The sequence below is a fragment of the Caldicellulosiruptor bescii DSM 6725 genome, assembly GCF_000022325.1.
Lineage (GTDB): Bacteria > Bacillota > Thermoanaerobacteria > Caldicellulosiruptorales > Caldicellulosiruptoraceae > Caldicellulosiruptor > Caldicellulosiruptor bescii.
Genome location: NC_012034.1, coordinates 1,617,808 through 1,632,935 on the forward strand (window position 1 = coordinate 1,617,808; position 15,128 = coordinate 1,632,935).

At 36.3% G+C, this 15,128-nt stretch carries 17 protein-coding genes, 3 tRNA genes and 1 other annotated feature; of the genes, 4 read left to right on the top strand and 16 right to left on the bottom strand.

Annotated features, from left to right (window positions below; genetic code table 11):
* Nucleotides 1-46 precede the first annotated feature (46 nt).
* From ATHE_RS07640 to ATHE_RS07710, 15 genes are all read right to left on the bottom strand, one after another.
* Nucleotides 47-418, bottom strand: a complete 372-nt coding sequence (locus ATHE_RS07640) for a hypothetical protein (RefSeq protein ID WP_015907977.1) — start codon at nucleotides 416-418, stop codon at nucleotides 47-49.
* A 133-nt stretch (nucleotides 419-551) separates the two neighbouring features.
* Complete coding sequence (gene rplL, locus ATHE_RS07645) at nucleotides 552-941, bottom strand: 50S ribosomal protein L7/L12 (protein ID WP_015907978.1); 390 nt, start codon at nucleotides 939-941, stop codon at nucleotides 552-554.
* A gap of 38 nt (nucleotides 942-979) precedes the next feature.
* On the bottom strand, nucleotides 980-1,531 hold the full coding sequence (gene rplJ / locus ATHE_RS07650) for a 50S ribosomal protein L10 (protein ID WP_015907979.1): 552 nt from the start codon (nucleotides 1,529-1,531) through the stop codon (nucleotides 980-982).
* Nucleotides 1,528-1,732 (bottom strand) — a sequence feature (ribosomal protein L10 leader region). Its footprint overlaps the gene before it by 4 nt.
* A gap of 15 nt (nucleotides 1,733-1,747) precedes the next feature.
* On the bottom strand, nucleotides 1,748-2,440 hold the full coding sequence (gene rplA, locus ATHE_RS07655; protein ID WP_015907980.1) for a 50S ribosomal protein L1: 693 nt from the start codon (nucleotides 2,438-2,440) through the stop codon (nucleotides 1,748-1,750).
* Nucleotides 2,441-2,516: 76 nt separating this feature from the next.
* Nucleotides 2,517-2,942: a 50S ribosomal protein L11 gene (gene rplK / locus ATHE_RS07660; protein WP_013430156.1), complete on the bottom strand. Its 426-nt coding sequence runs from the start codon at nucleotides 2,940-2,942 to the stop codon at nucleotides 2,517-2,519.
* A 41-nt stretch (nucleotides 2,943-2,983) separates the two neighbouring features.
* A complete protein-coding gene (nusG, locus tag ATHE_RS07665; RefSeq protein WP_013430155.1) occupies nucleotides 2,984-3,508 on the bottom strand; it encodes a transcription termination/antitermination protein NusG in 525 nt (174 codons plus the stop codon).
* 47 nt (nucleotides 3,509-3,555) lie between these two features.
* Complete coding sequence (gene secE, locus ATHE_RS07670; RefSeq protein ID WP_013430154.1) at nucleotides 3,556-3,825, bottom strand: preprotein translocase subunit SecE; 270 nt, start codon at nucleotides 3,823-3,825, stop codon at nucleotides 3,556-3,558.
* Between the two features lie 23 nt (nucleotides 3,826-3,848).
* Nucleotides 3,849-4,013, bottom strand: a complete 165-nt coding sequence (gene rpmG, locus ATHE_RS07675) for a 50S ribosomal protein L33 (protein WP_013290321.1) — start codon at nucleotides 4,011-4,013, stop codon at nucleotides 3,849-3,851.
* A 176-nt stretch (nucleotides 4,014-4,189) separates the two neighbouring features.
* Nucleotides 4,190-4,265, bottom strand: a tRNA-Thr gene (locus ATHE_RS07680).
* A gap of 42 nt (nucleotides 4,266-4,307) precedes the next feature.
* Nucleotides 4,308-4,381, bottom strand: a tRNA-Gly gene (locus tag ATHE_RS07685).
* A 50-nt stretch (nucleotides 4,382-4,431) separates the two neighbouring features.
* Nucleotides 4,432-4,650 (bottom strand): DUF1858 domain-containing protein, encoded by a 219-nt coding sequence (locus tag ATHE_RS07690; RefSeq protein WP_013290320.1) that lies wholly within the window; start codon nucleotides 4,648-4,650, stop codon nucleotides 4,432-4,434.
* 68 nt (nucleotides 4,651-4,718) lie between these two features.
* Nucleotides 4,719-5,471 carry a nucleotidyltransferase family protein gene (locus tag ATHE_RS07695; protein WP_015907981.1) on the bottom strand — a complete coding sequence of 251 codons (753 nt, stop codon included), beginning with the start codon at nucleotides 5,469-5,471 and terminating at the stop codon, nucleotides 4,719-4,721.
* Nucleotides 5,472-5,487: 16 nt separating this feature from the next.
* Nucleotides 5,488-6,168, bottom strand: a complete 681-nt coding sequence (locus tag ATHE_RS07700) for a GntR family transcriptional regulator (RefSeq protein ID WP_015907982.1) — start codon at nucleotides 6,166-6,168, stop codon at nucleotides 5,488-5,490.
* A 31-nt stretch (nucleotides 6,169-6,199) separates the two neighbouring features.
* Nucleotides 6,200-7,060 carry a 4-(cytidine 5'-diphospho)-2-C-methyl-D-erythritol kinase gene (gene ispE, locus ATHE_RS07705; protein WP_015907983.1) on the bottom strand — a complete coding sequence of 287 codons (861 nt, stop codon included), beginning with the start codon at nucleotides 7,058-7,060 and terminating at the stop codon, nucleotides 6,200-6,202.
* Nucleotides 7,061-7,339: 279 nt separating this feature from the next.
* Nucleotides 7,340-7,431: transfer RNA gene (locus ATHE_RS07710), tRNA-Ser, on the bottom strand.
* 140 nt (nucleotides 7,432-7,571) lie between these two features.
* Here ATHE_RS07710 and asnB point away from each other — a divergent pair.
* The 4 genes from asnB (at nucleotide 7,572) to argF (ending at nucleotide 14,745) form a co-directional block, all read left to right on the top strand.
* Nucleotides 7,572-9,407: an asparagine synthase (glutamine-hydrolyzing) gene (asnB, locus tag ATHE_RS07715; RefSeq protein WP_015907984.1), complete on the top strand. Its 1,836-nt coding sequence runs from the start codon at nucleotides 7,572-7,574 to the stop codon at nucleotides 9,405-9,407.
* A 126-nt stretch (nucleotides 9,408-9,533) separates the two neighbouring features.
* The gene (carA, locus tag ATHE_RS07720; RefSeq protein ID WP_015907985.1) at nucleotides 9,534-10,604 is read left to right on the top strand and encodes a glutamine-hydrolyzing carbamoyl-phosphate synthase small subunit; all 1,071 of its coding nucleotides are present in this window, start codon (nucleotides 9,534-9,536) and stop codon (nucleotides 10,602-10,604) included.
* A gap of 6 nt (nucleotides 10,605-10,610) precedes the next feature.
* Nucleotides 10,611-13,844: a carbamoyl-phosphate synthase (glutamine-hydrolyzing) large subunit gene (carB, locus tag ATHE_RS07725; RefSeq protein ID WP_015907986.1), complete on the top strand. Its 3,234-nt coding sequence runs from the start codon at nucleotides 10,611-10,613 to the stop codon at nucleotides 13,842-13,844.
* Nucleotides 13,819-14,745 (top strand): ornithine carbamoyltransferase, encoded by a 927-nt coding sequence (argF, locus tag ATHE_RS07730; protein ID WP_015907987.1) that lies wholly within the window; start codon nucleotides 13,819-13,821, stop codon nucleotides 14,743-14,745. The genes carB and argF overlap by 26 nt, the downstream gene beginning before the upstream one ends.
* An 88-nt stretch (nucleotides 14,746-14,833) precedes the next feature.
* Here the strand turns inward: argF and ATHE_RS07735 are convergent, their stop codons facing one another.
* Nucleotides 14,834-15,121 carry a hypothetical protein gene (locus tag ATHE_RS07735; protein WP_015907988.1) on the bottom strand — a complete coding sequence of 96 codons (288 nt, stop codon included), beginning with the start codon at nucleotides 15,119-15,121 and terminating at the stop codon, nucleotides 14,834-14,836.
* Nucleotides 15,122-15,128 lie beyond the last annotated feature (7 nt).

Below are 15,128 nucleotides of genomic sequence, written 5' to 3' on the forward strand. Positions count from 1 at the left end.
CCAATTAAAAATGGCTGGTCCAAAGTAGCCAGCCATTTTTAATGATTCATGCTTGATATTTGTTTATCGCACTTAGAAGCTGTGTCTGCCATTTTTCATAAACCGGTATTATTTCGTTTTGATACTTGGCAAGAAGTTTTTCAGCTAATGGCTGCTTGTAAATCTGAAGAAGTTCGCTCAACCTTTCTTGAAATTCATTTTCTGTGTTCTGAAGACTTTCTACGTCAAACTCATCTTGAATTACTCTCAGAGCACTTGAAATGCTTAAGAATGCTTCAATGATATCGTTTAAAAGATAAAAAGAGTCTTCAAACCTCAGCTGCGGAATTTGAACATTCATGATATGATCAAAAGCTTCTGACATGGTAGAGGTAAGCTCATTTATCTTTTGGACAATCTCTAAGTACTTTTCATTCATTTTTCTAACCCAACCTTCCCAAACTTAGTGTAAATTATGTATTTAATAATACCACAATAAACTCAAGATTTCATCAACTAAATTGAAAAAGGGCAGGATTACTTCCCGCCCTTTTTTAATAATTTGACATTCCTTATTTGAGTTCAACTTTTGCTCCAACTTCTTCAAGTTTCTTTTTGATCTGCTCAGCTTCGTCTTTTGAAACATTTTCTTTGATTGGCTTTGGAGCACTGTCAACAAGGTCCTTTGCTTCTTTCAATCCAAGACCAGTTATCTCTCTCACAACTTTGATAACTTTGATTTTGTCGCTACCAGCGTCTGCTAAAATAACGTTAAATTCTGTCTTCTCCTCTGCAGCTGGAGCTGCTGACTGAGCACCAGCAACTGGAGCTGCTGCAACTGCAACTGGAGCTGCTGCTGTAACGCCAAACTCTTCTTCTAAAGCTTTTACCATTTCAGAAAGCTCTAACACTGTCAATGTTTTGATTTCTTCAATTAATTTTTGAACCTTTTCGCTTGCCATCTTTAAACAACCTCCCATTTTAAAAATTTTTATTTATATTAAGCACTCTGCTTTTTAGCAATAGCATCGAGTGCCAGAACAAGCTTCCTAATCGTACCAGAAAGTACATAAACAAGACCAGACATCGGCGCGTTCAAGCCGCCAAGCATCTTTGCAATAAGCTCTTCTCTTGATGGAAGTTTGGAAAGTGCGTCAACCTCTTTTGCAGAAATCACTTTACCTTCAATAAATCCGCCTCTTATTTCTAACTTTTCAAGGTCTTTTGCGCCTTCTTTTAATACCTTTGCAACCTTTACAGGGTCGTCGTATGAAAATGCAACGGCAATAGGTCCTTCAAAAAACTGTTCAAGCTCAGAAAGATTATTTTCCCTTACAGCAAAGGTAAACAAAGTCTTTTTTACAACCTTGTACTCAATTCCTGCTTCTCTTAATTTCTTTCTGAGTGCTGTGTCTTGTTCAACGGTAATTCCATGATTGCAAACAATCACACCAGCTTTTGCTTTGGACAGCTTTTCCTTGTATTCATTTAAAAGCTGTTCTTTTACCGCTCTTGACTTTGCCAACAAATTCACCTCCCTTTTGTATCCCATAAATTATTAAAGCCTCTTTAAGTTTACCTTAAAGAGGCTGTAATTATCCTTCCCCCATTCAGCCAACAATAAAAGACAAATTCAAGTTATCCCGGCCGACGGGTTTTAAAATAATTACAACCTCGGTAGGCAAACCTTTAAGCAAAGTACTTTTAAAAAGTACTTTGCACCTACTGTCTTCGGTTGTAGGCTATTCACTTTTTGAATTTTAGAACATTATAATGGCTTCAATGGGTTTATTTTAATACCAGGTCCCATTGTTGTTGCCACTGTAATACTCTTTATAAACTGCCCTTTTGCAGCAGCTGGTCTTGCTTTAATAATTGCCTCAATAAGTGTTCTGTAGTTTTCAAGAAGTTTTTCTTTACCAAATGAAACCTTGCCAATTGGACAGTGGATTATAGCTGTCTTGTCAAGCCTAAATTCAACTCTACCAGCTTTTGCTTCTTTAACAGCTTTTGCAACATCCATTGTTACAGTCCCTGATTTTGGGTTTGGCATCAAACCTTTAGGACCTAAAATCTTACCAAGTCTTCCCACCAAACCCATCATATCGGGTGTTGCAATACATACATCAAAGTCTGTCCAGCCTTCATTCTGAATCTTTGCAACAAGCTCTTCTGCACCTACATAATCCGCTCCTGCTTCTTCTGCTTCTTTTGCCTTGTCACCTTTTGCAAAAACTAAAACCCTCACACTTTTACCTGTACCATTTGGCAAAACCACAGTGCCTCTTACTTGTTGGTCGGCATGTCTTGGATCAACATTTAATCTCACATGTACCTCAACTGTTTCGTCAAACTTTGCATAAGATGTTTTTAATGCAAGTTCAATTGCTTCTTCCGGGTCATAAAGCTTTGTTTTATCGACAAGTTTTGCAGCTTCTTGATATTTCTTGCCTCTGAACATTCTCTTTATAAACCTCCCTTGTGGTATTTGCGGCTATAAATTAACCTCCCACACCCTGTCGTGTGTACAAAAAATATTAATCTTCAACTACAATTCCCATACTCTTTGCAGTACCTTCAATAGTTCTCATAGCAGCCTCCAAAGATGCAGCAGTTAAGTCTGGCATTTTTTGCTCAGCAATCTTTTTAATTACATCCCTCTTTAATGTAGCCACCTTTTGCTTGTTTGGCTTTGGAGACCCGCTTTCAATCCCTGCAGCTTTTTTCAATAATACTGATGCTGGAGGTGTCTTTGTAATAAATGTAAAAGACCTATCAGAATAAACAGTTATAACAACTGGAATAATCAATCCAGCATCTTTCGCTGTTCTTTCATTAAACTCTTTGCAAAATTGCATAATGTTAACACCATGCTGACCTAACGCAGGTCCGACTGGTGGTGCTGGTGTTGCCTTACCTGCTGGAATTTGAAGTTTTATTTGCGTTAAAACTTTTTTTGCCATTTTCCCTTTTCACCTCCTAGTCAACTTGAGTTTAAAATATATTATAATCTTTCTACCTGATGGTAATCAAATTCCACAGGAGTTTCTCTTCCAAATAGGTTAAGCATTACTCTTACCTTTTTTCGTTCTTTATTTATTTCAACAACTGGCCCATAAAAATCAGCAAATGGACCAGATACAACCTTCACATTGTCACCAACCTCAATGTCAAATACCTCCACAACCTCTTCTTTAATACCCATTGCTTCTATTTCTTCATCTGTAAGAGGTGTGGGCTTAGATTCAGGTCCCACAAAACCAGTCACGCCTCTGACGTTTCTTATCGTGTACCATATCTCATTGTCCATTACAGCTTTGATTAACACATACGACGGAAATTTCTTTTTTTCTTTAACAATCTTCTTTCCATCTTTAATTTCAGTAACAAGTTCAGTAGGAATCCGAATGTCTAAGATCCTATCAGACAAATTTCTATTTTCAATTATTTTTTCTAAATTAGCTTTCACTTTATTTTCATAGCCTGCATAGGTATGGACAACATACCATTTTGCTCTTTTATCACTCATTTTGAAGGGCTAAAAGCCCGCCCTCCTTTTTTCTCAAGAATTGCTTTTTATTTTATCTTTAATAAAAGTTTGAAAATAAGCTGGTCGTATATAAGGTCAGCAAGCAAAATGAACACTGTGAAAAACAGTGTAAATGTCAACACCACAATCGTGTGCTTTACCACCTGTTTTTGTGAAGGCCACACAACCTTCTTCATCTCTATTCTAACATCTCTGAAAAACTTGAGAGTCTTAGCCCACCAATCTTTAAAACTCAACTTTTTTTTGTTACCTTGGGGTTTTACAACTACCTTTTCCACCTTTTTCTTCTCCACCATTATTCACACATCCTCTTTCTTAACTATTTAGTTTCTCTATGGATAGTGTGTCTTCTACAAAACTTACAATACTTCTTTAACTCAAGTCTATCTGGGTCATTTTTCTTGTTCTTTTCTGTCGTGTAATTCCTGTTTTTGCACTCAGTACATTCAAGATGAATTATCATTCTCGCGCCTTTTGCCGCCATGTTTCTGTGTTCACCTCCATCTCAAACCTTCTATAAATTACCTCATCCTTCTTATCTTTTCTTTTTCAGAACAACACTTTGTATTATTCAACAATGAAAATTTGCAAAAAAAAATAACCCTTCTTTTCTTGACTTTTTAAATCTATCATAAACAATTAAAATTGTCAATAACCAAATGGAGCCCACGACCGGGCTCGAACCGGCGACCTCCGCCTTACCAAGGCGACGCTCTGCCTGCTGAGCTACGTGGGCGCTTACAAAAATAAAGGGGAGCATACCCCCCTTTTTGTCATTTGGAGCGGGTGATGGGAATCGAACCCACGCTGCCAGCTTGGGAAGCTGGTGTTCTACCATTGAACTACACCCGCACTACCACTTATTATTTTAATACGATTTGCTTTAGATGTAAAGTATTTTTTTACTCATCCAAAAGACCTTTGCTCTTGAGATACTCGTTTAGCTCATCTACAAGCTTCTGCGCATCTATTCCATGAAGCGCACATGCCTCTTCAATGCTTTCTCCTTGAGCAGAAGGGCAACCCAAACAGTGAAGACCATTGTTCAAAAATATTGGAATGGTCCCTCTATCAATCCTCAATACATCTGCAATTATTGTATCTGTTGTAATTCTTGGCATTCCTATTTGCCTCCTTTTTGAGATAAAAGTATCACTTTTTATATTATACCACAATTTCAATCGGAATTCTACCTCTTTTTTTCAAGATAGAACTTTGCCACCATAAGGTCAGAGTCTTTATCTACATCCTGCCCCAATTCAGGATATGTAGAGATGATAGCTTTAGCTTTAACCTTAAACACCTTAGACACTCTTTTTTCAACTTTCTGTATTGAAAGTCTCTTAGTTAAAAAGAGCAATAAAATGGTAGGTCCTATTAGCCGCGCCATAGCAATAGGATTTTTGCGCTTTTCCACAAGCTTTTCGGCAAGCGAATAACACTTTTCAAATACTGACGGAGTTATTATAATGGCATTTCCACCAGTAAATGTTCCTTCTTTCACAGTCCCATATGTTCTTTTCATCTGAGGGTATTTCTCATCGTTTATGCTCTTTTCAACAATTGGATAACATATATCTGCCCCAGATTTAATTGACTCTTCGATAAAATGATCTATTGCTTCAGCGGTAATAAAGGGCAAGTCGGCAGTTAAAAATAAAATTTTTTTGTTGTCGTTCAAAAATTCTATCGCTTTTTTGGCATTTCTCATTATTGAGGTATCTTCTTCAACAAATTCAACCTGTGGATACCTTGAAATTAAAAATTCTCTTAATTGAACTGGACCTACAACAACTCTGCGCGAAATATGCTTGGAACTGCATACTGCATCAAGCACATATTCTATTAAAAATTTTTCTCCTATTTTGATCAATGCCTTGCACTCATAAGGAGTACCTGATTTGTTTTTATCAGATCCAGCAAGTATTACAGCATTTATCATATTTTTCACCTTTTTATTAAAATTTTAAACTATTGATAAGCTCTATTTCCTGATTTTTTATGTGCTCTTCTGCTATTTTCTGGGCTTTTTCGACATCTCCACTTATAATTGCTTCTACAATCTCTTTGTGTTCTTTCAAAAGATTTTCACTTTTTCTGTAAATCTCTTTAAGATATATTATCCTAAACCGGGTTATTTGCTCGCGAAGGTTATTAATTATGTGCTGAAGTTTTTCATTCTTCGCACCCAAATATATCAAGTCGTGCAACTTTATATCGTCATTTATCATTCCTTCAATATTTCCCGACTTAAAATTCTTTTCAAATGAAGAGAGAACCTTTTTAAGCTGCTCCTTTTCAGATTTTGTCATTCGCTGGGCTGCAAGACCTGTCGCAAGCTTGTCAAGTGCAGCCCGTATCTCTAATACATCCATTATCTCTTTTTTGGAAATATCTGCAACATAAGCACCTTTTCGGGGAAGCATCACAACAAGTCCTTCAAGTTCAAGTTTTCTTATTGCCTCTCTGATAGGAGTTCTTGAAACACCAAGCATTTCTGCAAGTTTTATCTCCATAAGTCTTTCGCCAGGTTTTAAATCGCCGTTTACAATCATGTCTCTGAGCTTTTCAAACACAATCTCGCGCAGAGGTTTGTAATTCTCTATTAAAAAATAATGTGACTCATTCTTCTCATTCATTTTTTATCACAACTCCTACTATACTAAATTACTAAAATCCGCTACCTTCACATGTTGTAGTCAAGATAATTTCTTTTATAAACACCTTGAGCCTCTCTGCAGCTTTTAAAGCATTATACTTGTTGCCAAAAATCCCAAATACAGCTGGTCCGCTTCCTGTCATAACTGTCCCAAGAGCATTGTTATTTCTCATAATGTCCTTGACTCTGTTTATGACTGGATACTGATTTACTGTAACCACCTCTAAAACATTGCAAAGATTCTTTGCTATCTCTTTTACATTACCTTCTTCAATTGCCGAAATCATAGCTTCAATGTTTGGTCTCTTTTTTATCTTGCTAAGATCCAATGCCTCATACACAGCCTGCGTAGAAACATATACCTCTGGCTTTGCAATGAGGATATTCATCTGAGGAGCTGATTTTAGCTTTATCACCTTTTCGCCAATTCCCTCACAAAGGGCTGTGCCGCCTACCAAACAAAATGGAACATCAGCACCAATCTCTCTTCCGATTTCCATAAGCTGCTGCTCAGAAAGATTTAGCTCAAATATTTCATTCAGACCTTTTAAAACTGCTGCTGCGTCAGTGCTTCCACCAGCTAAACCCGCAGAGACCGGAATGTTCTTTTCAATATGTATTCTCACACCTTGCTTTACGCCAAAACGCTCTTTTAAAAGTGAAGCTGCAATGTATGCATGGTTTTTATTGTCAGTTGGAATATTTTCACTTGAAGTTGTCACAATTATGTTGTCTTCTTCTATCTTTTCAATATTGATTATATCATACAAATCCACTGTTTGCATTATAGTTCTTATTTCATGATAGCCATCTTCTCTTTTCGAAAGCACATCCAATGCTAAGTTGATTTTTGCATAAGCCTTGAGTTTCAACTCATTCCACACCTTTCGCAATGATGATTGTAAAGAGTTATTTTATTGTGTATATTGTATTCTTCTATTTAACCTCAAAAACTATATTATCACAAAATATAAAGAAATATGAGGAAATTGATTCTTACAATTATAATCGCAAGATGAGATGTAATAAAAAAAGACCATATTCTCTTCATGGTCCTTAAATACTTGTTCAATTATAATATTACACTATGTGTCCAAAAACTTGCAAGTACTTTTGTAGCGGTAACAAAAAAATCCTAATAAAAAATTAAATGGCGGAAGGGGTGGGATTCGAACCCACGGCCCGCTTCAGGCGGGTCACTGGTTTTCAAGACCAGCTCCTTAAACCACTCGGACACCCTTCCGCTAAAATCTTCTTTTTTCGATGCAAGATTTATTATAAAACATCTCAATTGATATGTCAATAACCCAAAACATCCTCATTCACCATCTTACCTTTTGCTTAATATATTAATACTGAAATTCTAAAATTGGATATAGGAAAATGTGCGGATTTAGCGGATGGATATGTTTTAGCTCAGACATTTCTGAATTCCAGGATGTAATAACAAAGATGACAGATGTACTTAGTCACCGCGGACCTGATGAAGAAGACTATTATATCACCAAACATGCTCTGCTCGGGCACAAACGACTCACCATTATTGACCCTGAAGGTGGCAAACAGCCAATGATCAAATTTCATGGCCAAGAAAAATTCATTATAGTCTATAACGGTGAGCTTTACAATACTCAAGAACTTCGGGCAAAGCTTCAAAGCTTAGGGTATTATTTCAGTTCATACTCAGATACCGAAGTTGTGTTGACTTCATATATTCAATGGAAAGAAGAGTGTGTGAAATATTTAAATGGTATATTTGCTTTTGCAGTTTTTAATGAAACCAAAAATGAGCTTTTTATATCTCGGGATCATTTAGGAGTAAAACCGCTATTTTTCTCTATTAAAAATGAGAATTTTATTTTTGCTTCAGAAATAAAAGCTCTTTTAAAGCACCCTTTAATATCCACGAAGGTAAACAAAGAGGGTATTTTTGAGCTTATAGGTCTTTGTCCTGCAAGGTCTCCATTTTCAGCAATTTTCAAAGATATTATAGAACTTCCTCCCGCACATTATGTAATATACAGCAAAAATAGATATGAAATAAAAGAATATTGGCAGTTAAAACCCGAAAAGTTTGACAACACAGTAGATGAAACTATTGAGATAGTTAAAAACCTTGTCACAGATACAATAACAAGGCAGCTTGTTTCTGACTTTGAAATATGTTGCTTTTTGTCAGGCGGGTTGGATTCAACCATTATTACAGCTATTTCTGCCAACCAGTTAAGAAAAGAAGGAAGAAGATTAAAAAGTTTTTCTATTGATTATAAGGATAACGCAAAATATTATAAATTAAATCAGTATCAACCTACCTTAGACAGCACCTATGCCAAGATAGCTTCAAAAAGTATAGGTACAGACCACATTGTAGTTGAAATTGACAATGAACTCTTATGCAATGCCCTCACCCTTGCCACAGTTGCAAATGACCTTCCTGGCATGGCTGACATTGACTCATCACTTCTCTTGTTTACAAATGAAGTGAGAAAATATGCAAAGGTTGCCCTATCGGGTGAGTGTGCTGACGAGATTTTTGGCGGATATCCTTGGTATTGGAGAGAGGATTACAAAAATTTCGAAACCTTTCCATGGTCGCCTTCATTAGAATTTAGAAAAAATCTTCTGTCACAAAAATATTCAAAATCAGAGCTTGAAGAGTATGTTAACTCAAAGTATAAAGAGTCGGTTGGAAAAGTAAACTATCTTGACAGTGACTCTCAGGAAGATGTAAGACAAAGAATTTTGTACTACTTGAACGTTAAGTGGTTTATGGTAACACTTTTAAACAGAAAAGATAGAATGAGCATGGCAAATTCTTTGGAGGTAAGAGTTCCATTTGCAGATTATAGAATTGTAGAGCTTTTGTACAATGTTCCGTGGAAGATAAAATATCTTGAAAATATGGAAAAAGGACTTTTAAGACGCTCATTTGAAGGAATTATTCCTGATGAAATAAAGAATCGCAAAAAGAGCCCTTATCCTAAAACCTATAATCCAGAGTATTTTAAAAAAACAAAGCAAAAGGTTTTAGAGATTATAAAAAATAATTCTCCTATATTTGAGATAATAGATAAGACTTACTTGGAAAACATATCAGTGAAAGAATATTTTCCTTTAGATAAACCTTGGTTTGGTCAACTAATGACCCTCCCACAGTTTTTTGGATATATCATCCAGCTTGATTATTGGGCACAGACCTACAATGTAGATTTCGAATAAAAATAAATTTAATGTTGTATTTTTATTCATTTTGGTTTATAATTTATTTGACAACATTTTAGTATTGAACTTAAGACGAGATTTTGATACTCTTTTATTTAAAAATGCTCAAGAAGGAGAATGAAAATGAAAAAAGCGGTACTTGTTTTAGAAGACGGGCTGACATTTGAAGGAATTTCACTTGGTAGTGAAGGTGAAACAATTGGTGAAATTGTATTCAATACATGCATGACAGGATACCAAGAGGTACTGACTGACCCTTCCTACAATGGTCAGATTGTCACAATGACCTACCCTCTTATAGGCAATTACGGAATAAATGGTGAAGATGTGGAGTCATACAAACCTCATGTTGAAGGTTTTATTGTAAGAGAGGCATGTAAAACACCTTCAAATTTCAGGGCTCAGAAGACATTGCATGAATATTTAAAAGAGAATAATATTGTGGCAATTGAGGGTGTTGATACACGAGCTATAACTGAACACATACGAAATAAAGGCTCAATGCTTGGTATTATCTCAACAGAGACCGACAATAAAGAGATACTTTTGAGCAAAATATTTGAGTATAAAAAACAAAAGCCATCTTTGGTAAAAGAAGTTTCGACCACTCAGGTATACAGAATTGAAGGCAGTGGCAAGAAGGTTGCTGTTTTAGACTTTGGAATAAAGCAAAACATCTTGAGAGAACTTTCAAAAAGAGGGCTTGATTTATATGTGTTTCCGTATAATAGCTCTCTTGACCAAATCATGAATATTAATCCAGAAGGGTTTGTGTTCTCAAACGGACCGGGTGATCCTACTGACTTAGAAGAATTCTTCCCCACTTTGAAACAAATAATAGAGCTAAAAAAACCTATCCTTGGAATCTGTCTTGGCCATCAGCTTTTAGGTTTGTGTTTAGGACTTAAGACATACAAGCTGAAATTTGGTCACCATGGTGGAAACCACCCGGTTAAAGATTTAATTTCCGGCAAGGTTTATATAACCTCACAGAATCATAACTATGCAATTGAATATAAAGAATATGAAAAAATAAAAATCACACATGTAAATGTAAATGATAAAACTGTTGAGGGGTTTGCTCATCTTGATTTGCCTATAGTATCTGTTCAATACCATCCTGAGGCAAGCCCGGGTCCACATGACTCAAAATATATATTTGACCAATTTACTAAGCTTTTGAATGGAGTGTAGAAAAAGATGCCAAAGAGAAAAGACATAAAAAAGGTTTTGATAATAGGCTCTGGTCCGATAGTAATTGGGCAGGCTGCTGAGTTTGACTATTCAGGAACTCAGGCCTGCCGCGCTTTAAAAGAAGAAGGAATAGAAGTTGTGCTTGTAAACTCCAACCCCGCAACAATCATGACTGATACAGAAATTGCTGACAGGGTATATATTGAACCAATTTCAGTTGACTATATCGAAGAAATAATCAAAAAAGAAAGACCACAAGGACTTTTGGCTGGACTTGGTGGTCAGACAGCACTCAATATGGCATTTGAGCTTGCCGAAGCAGGAATTTTGGAAAAGTACGGAGTTTGCCTTCTTGGAACATCGCTTGAAACAATTAAAAAGGCAGAAGACAGGGAACTTTTTAAAAAGACCATGATTGAAATTGGAGAACCTGTGCCAAAAAGCATCATAGCACACTCTGTACAAGAAGCTATAGAATTCGCAAGAGAAGTTGGATACCCTGTTATTGTTCGTCCTGCCTATACCCTTGGCGGCACAGGCGGTGGAATTGCTTACAATGAAGAAGAATTAAGATATATTGCAAGCAAAGGATTGAAACTTTCTTTAATTCATCAAGTATTGATTGAACAAAGTGTCCTTGGCTGGAAAGAAATAGAATATGAGGTCATGAGGGACAGCAACGACAATTGCATCACTGTGTGCAACATGGAAAACATAGACCCTGTGGGAATTCACACAGGTGACAGTATTGTTGTTGCCCCATCTCAAACTCTTTCTGATAAAGAGTATCAGATGCTGCGAAGTGCTTCTTTAAACATAATAAGAAGTCTTAAAATTGAGGGCGGATGCAACGTTCAGTTTGCACTAAATCCAAACAGTATGGAATATGTGGTAATTGAGGTAAATCCAAGAGTGAGCCGTTCGTCTGCCTTAGCATCAAAAGCAACAGGATATCCTATTGCCCGAATTGCTGCAAAAATAGCAATTGGGCTTACACTTGATGAAATAATAAATCCTATCACCCAAAACACATATGCAAGCTTTGAACCGTCTATAGACTATGTTGTTGTAAAAGTGCCCAGATGGCCGTTTGACAAGTTCGAAAAGGCAGACAGACGACTTGGCACACAAATGAAGTCAACTGGCGAGGTCATGGCAATTGGAAGAACATTTGAAGAAGCATTTTTAAAAGCAATAGATTCACTGGATGTCAAGATTAATTATCAGCTCGGTCTTAAGAAATTTGAAGAAATGCCAGATGATCAGCTTTTAGAGTATATAAAAACTCCAAACGATGAGAGAGTTTTCGCAATATGCGAAGCTCTTTCTCGAAATTATGACTGCAAGTTCATCTCAGACCTCAGCAAGATTGATTACTTCTTTATTGAAAAGTTCAAAAACATAGTTGATATGTCAAAACAGCTCAAAAAATATGACATTGAATCACTGCCATATGACCTTTTACAAAAAGCTAAAAGGCTTGGGTTTGGTGACTCATACATTGCAAATCTTTTAAAAGAAGATGTGGACGAGGTAATAGAAATAAGAGAGAAATGTAAGCTAAAACCTTCTTTCAAGATGGTTGACACCTGTGCAGGTGAGTTTGAAGCAAAAACACCATATTTTTATTCCACATACGAAAAAGAAACTGACTTAGTTGTAAGTTCAAAGCCCAAGGCAATTGTAATAGGTTCAGGACCAATTCGAATTGGTCAGGGAATTGAATTTGATTATTGCTGTGTTCATTCAATATTCGCGTTAAAAGAAGAAGGAGTTGAAGCTATAATCATCAATAACAATCCTGAAACAGTATCAACTGACTTCGATACATCAGACAAGCTCTTTTTTGAACCTCTTACAAAAGAATGTGTTTTAGACATAATAAAACAGGAAAAACCAATGGGCGTAATAGTTCAATTTGGTGGTCAGACTGCAATAAATATGGCTTCATACCTTGCAAAAAACGGTGTGAAGATTTTAGGAACTTCTATGGAAAGTATTGACACTGCAGAGGATAGAGACAAGTTTTTGAATCTTCTTAAAAACCTCAATATTCCTTATCCTCCAGGTGGGGCTGCATACAGCTTGGAAGATGCGGTAAAGGTTGCTCAGCAAATTGGCTATCCTGTTCTGGTAAGACCATCTTATGTTCTTGGCGGAAGGGCAATGGAGATTGTCTACAGCCGCGAGGAGCTTGAAAAATATATCAAAGCTGCAATTGAGATATCAATAAAGCATCCTATTTTGATCGACAAATACATCCTTGGAAAAGAAGCGGAAGTTGATGGAATCTCGGATGGAGAAGATGTGTTAATACCTGGAATCATGGAACATATTGAAAGAGCTGGTGTTCATTCTGGCGACAGCATGGCAGTATTCCCACCCCATACACTCTCTGAGAGGGTTAAAGAAAAAATTGTTGATTATACTATAAAACTTGCCCGCGCCTTGAGAGTTGTAGGACTTTTCAATATTCAATTTGTAATTGATAAAGATGAAAATGTATATGTAATAGAAGTAAATCCTCGCGCAAGCAGAACTGTGCCAATTTTGAGCAAGGTTACGGGAATTCCTATGATAAAGATTGCAACTAAACTCATACTTGGCAAGAAGCTCAAAGATTTGGGATACCAAACTGGCCTTGTAAAAGAACCAGACTTTTTTGCAGTAAAAGCTCCTGTATTTTCGTTTTCCAAATTATCAAAGGTTGATGCATATTTAGGTCCAGAGATGAAATCCACTGGCGAAGTTCTTGGTATCTCCAAAAACCTAAAAGTTGCTCTTTATAAAGCTTTTATATCCTCCAATCATAAATTTACAAAAAACGGAAGCTGCTTGATTTTAGCACCTGAAAGCGAAAGGGATGCTATACAGCAGATCATAAGAAAACTATATGAAGTAAACTTCAAAGTGTTCCTCTTAGATAGCATGAAGGATTATATAAAAGGCTTAAATGTAGAGTTTATAAACAAAGAGACTGCTCAAAAGTTGCTACTTGAAGACAAATTCTCGTTTGTAATAAATATTCCATCCAAAGACAAAATGCAAGAGTTTGGTTTTGTTTTGCGAAGGCTTTCTGTTGAGTTTGGAATCACAACATTGACATCGATTGACACAGCACTGTATTATGTGGACGTTTTATCTTCACTGGATGAGATTGAAAAAGATATCTATTGCTTGAATGATTTATTTAAAGATGAAAGGATGAAGTGTTATGAGACATTTTCTTCATCTAAATGACCTTTCAAAAGAAGATATTCTGTATTTGATTGAACTTGCAAGTAAGTTAAAAAAAGAAGCTAAAAGAGGTTTTTATTTCCCTTACTTAAAGAACAAAGCGTTGGGACTTATATTTACAAAGGCTTCAACAAGGACACGTGTATCATTTGAAGTGGGAATCCATCAGCTTGGCGGATATTCACTCTATCTTGGAAAAAATGACCTTCAGCTTGGCAGAGGTGAAACAATAGAGGATACAGCAAAGGTTCTGTCTCGATACCTTGACCTAATTGTTATAAGAACATATGAACAAAAAGAGGTTGAAGCGTTTGCAAAATACTCTTCTATCCCAGTTATAAATGGGCTTACTGATGATTATCATCCAACCCAAATCATAGCTGATTTTCAGACAATTTTTGAGGAGAAAGGAAGGCTCAGTAATCTAAAAATTGCATATGTAGGAGACGGCAACAACGTAGCAGCCACACTTTTGGTAGGCGCAGCAAAACTTGGTATCGACATTGCAGTTGCAACTCCACCCGGCTATGAAATAAAGAAGGAAGTTGTAGATTTTGCACTTGATGAAGCAAAAAACAGCAAAAGCAACGTCATCTTTACTTATAGTCCAAAAGAGGCTGTAAAAGATGCTGATGTTGTCTATACAGACACATGGGTTTCGATGGGGCAGGAAGAAGAAAAGGAAAAAAGAATAAGGGATTTTGAAGGATATCAGGTAGACAGCACCCTTATGAAATTAGCAAAAGATGATGCGATATTCTTGCATTGTCTTCCAGCATACAGAGGGTTCGAAGTAACCTCAGAGGTTATAGACGGTCCACAATCGAGGGTATTTGATGAGGCAGAAAATAGGCTTCACGCTCACAAGGCTATAATGATTTTTGTGTGTGTTGGGAAAATCTGAACCAGTTTTTTGAAGGAATTAATAAGGCTGCCCGCAAAGTAAAAGGAACTAAATTCTAAATATGTTTGCTGGGCAGCCTTACCCATTTTTATTTTTTGGTGTTTCTGTATGTGTCTTTAAAAATCTCATAGTTTCCAAATGAAGTCATGCAAATTAATATGGAATTGATAATAAGAAGGACAATATCCTTGAGTGTATTGTTATGAGGGATAAATATAAAAGAAAGAATAAGAGTTATAACAAAAGTGTAAATTCTTATTACATAATCTTTACATCGTTTTTTAAAAATGCTTTTGGTAAACTGGACAATTACATTCGTAGCGATAGCAATACCAGCAAATGTCCCAAGCTGCTGAGCAGAAAGATAATTTTCCATTTTTCAT

Coding starts and splice junctions, on each gene's coding strand:
- secE (WP_013430154.1), bottom strand. CDS start 3,825: ATGGTGGAGAAGAAAAAGGTGGAAAAGGTAGTTGTAAAACCCCAAGGT.
- ATHE_RS07735 (WP_015907988.1), bottom strand. CDS start 15,121: ATGGAAAATTATCTTTCTGCTCAGCAGCTTGGGACATTTGCTGGTATT.
- ATHE_RS07690 (WP_013290320.1), bottom strand. CDS start 4,650: ATGCCAAGAATTACAACAGATACAATAATTGCAGATGTATTGAGGATT.
- rplJ (WP_015907979.1), bottom strand. CDS start 1,531: ATGGGATACAAAAGGGAGGTGAATTTGTTGGCAAAGTCAAGAGCGGTA.
- rplL (WP_015907978.1), bottom strand. CDS start 941: ATGGCAAGCGAAAAGGTTCAAAAATTAATTGAAGAAATCAAAACATTG.
- argF (WP_015907987.1), top strand. CDS start 13,819: ATGAGACATTTTCTTCATCTAAATGACCTTTCAAAAGAAGATATTCTG.
- ATHE_RS07640 (WP_015907977.1), bottom strand. CDS start 418: ATGAATGAAAAGTACTTAGAGATTGTCCAAAAGATAAATGAGCTTACC.
- asnB (WP_015907984.1), top strand. CDS start 7,572: ATGTGCGGATTTAGCGGATGGATATGTTTTAGCTCAGACATTTCTGAA.
- rpmG (WP_013290321.1), bottom strand. CDS start 4,013: ATGGCGGCAAAAGGCGCGAGAATGATAATTCATCTTGAATGTACTGAG.
- rplK (WP_013430156.1), bottom strand. CDS start 2,942: ATGGCAAAAAAAGTTTTAACGCAAATAAAACTTCAAATTCCAGCAGGT.
- carB (WP_015907986.1), top strand. CDS start 10,611: ATGCCAAAGAGAAAAGACATAAAAAAGGTTTTGATAATAGGCTCTGGT.
- rplA (WP_015907980.1), bottom strand. CDS start 2,440: ATGTTCAGAGGCAAGAAATATCAAGAAGCTGCAAAACTTGTCGATAAA.
- nusG (WP_013430155.1), bottom strand. CDS start 3,508: ATGAGTGATAAAAGAGCAAAATGGTATGTTGTCCATACCTATGCAGGC.
- ATHE_RS07700 (WP_015907982.1), bottom strand. CDS start 6,168: ATGAATGAGAAGAATGAGTCACATTATTTTTTAATAGAGAATTACAAA.
- carA (WP_015907985.1), top strand. CDS start 9,534: ATGAAAAAAGCGGTACTTGTTTTAGAAGACGGGCTGACATTTGAAGGA.
- ATHE_RS07695 (WP_015907981.1), bottom strand. CDS start 5,471: ATGATAAATGCTGTAATACTTGCTGGATCTGATAAAAACAAATCAGGT.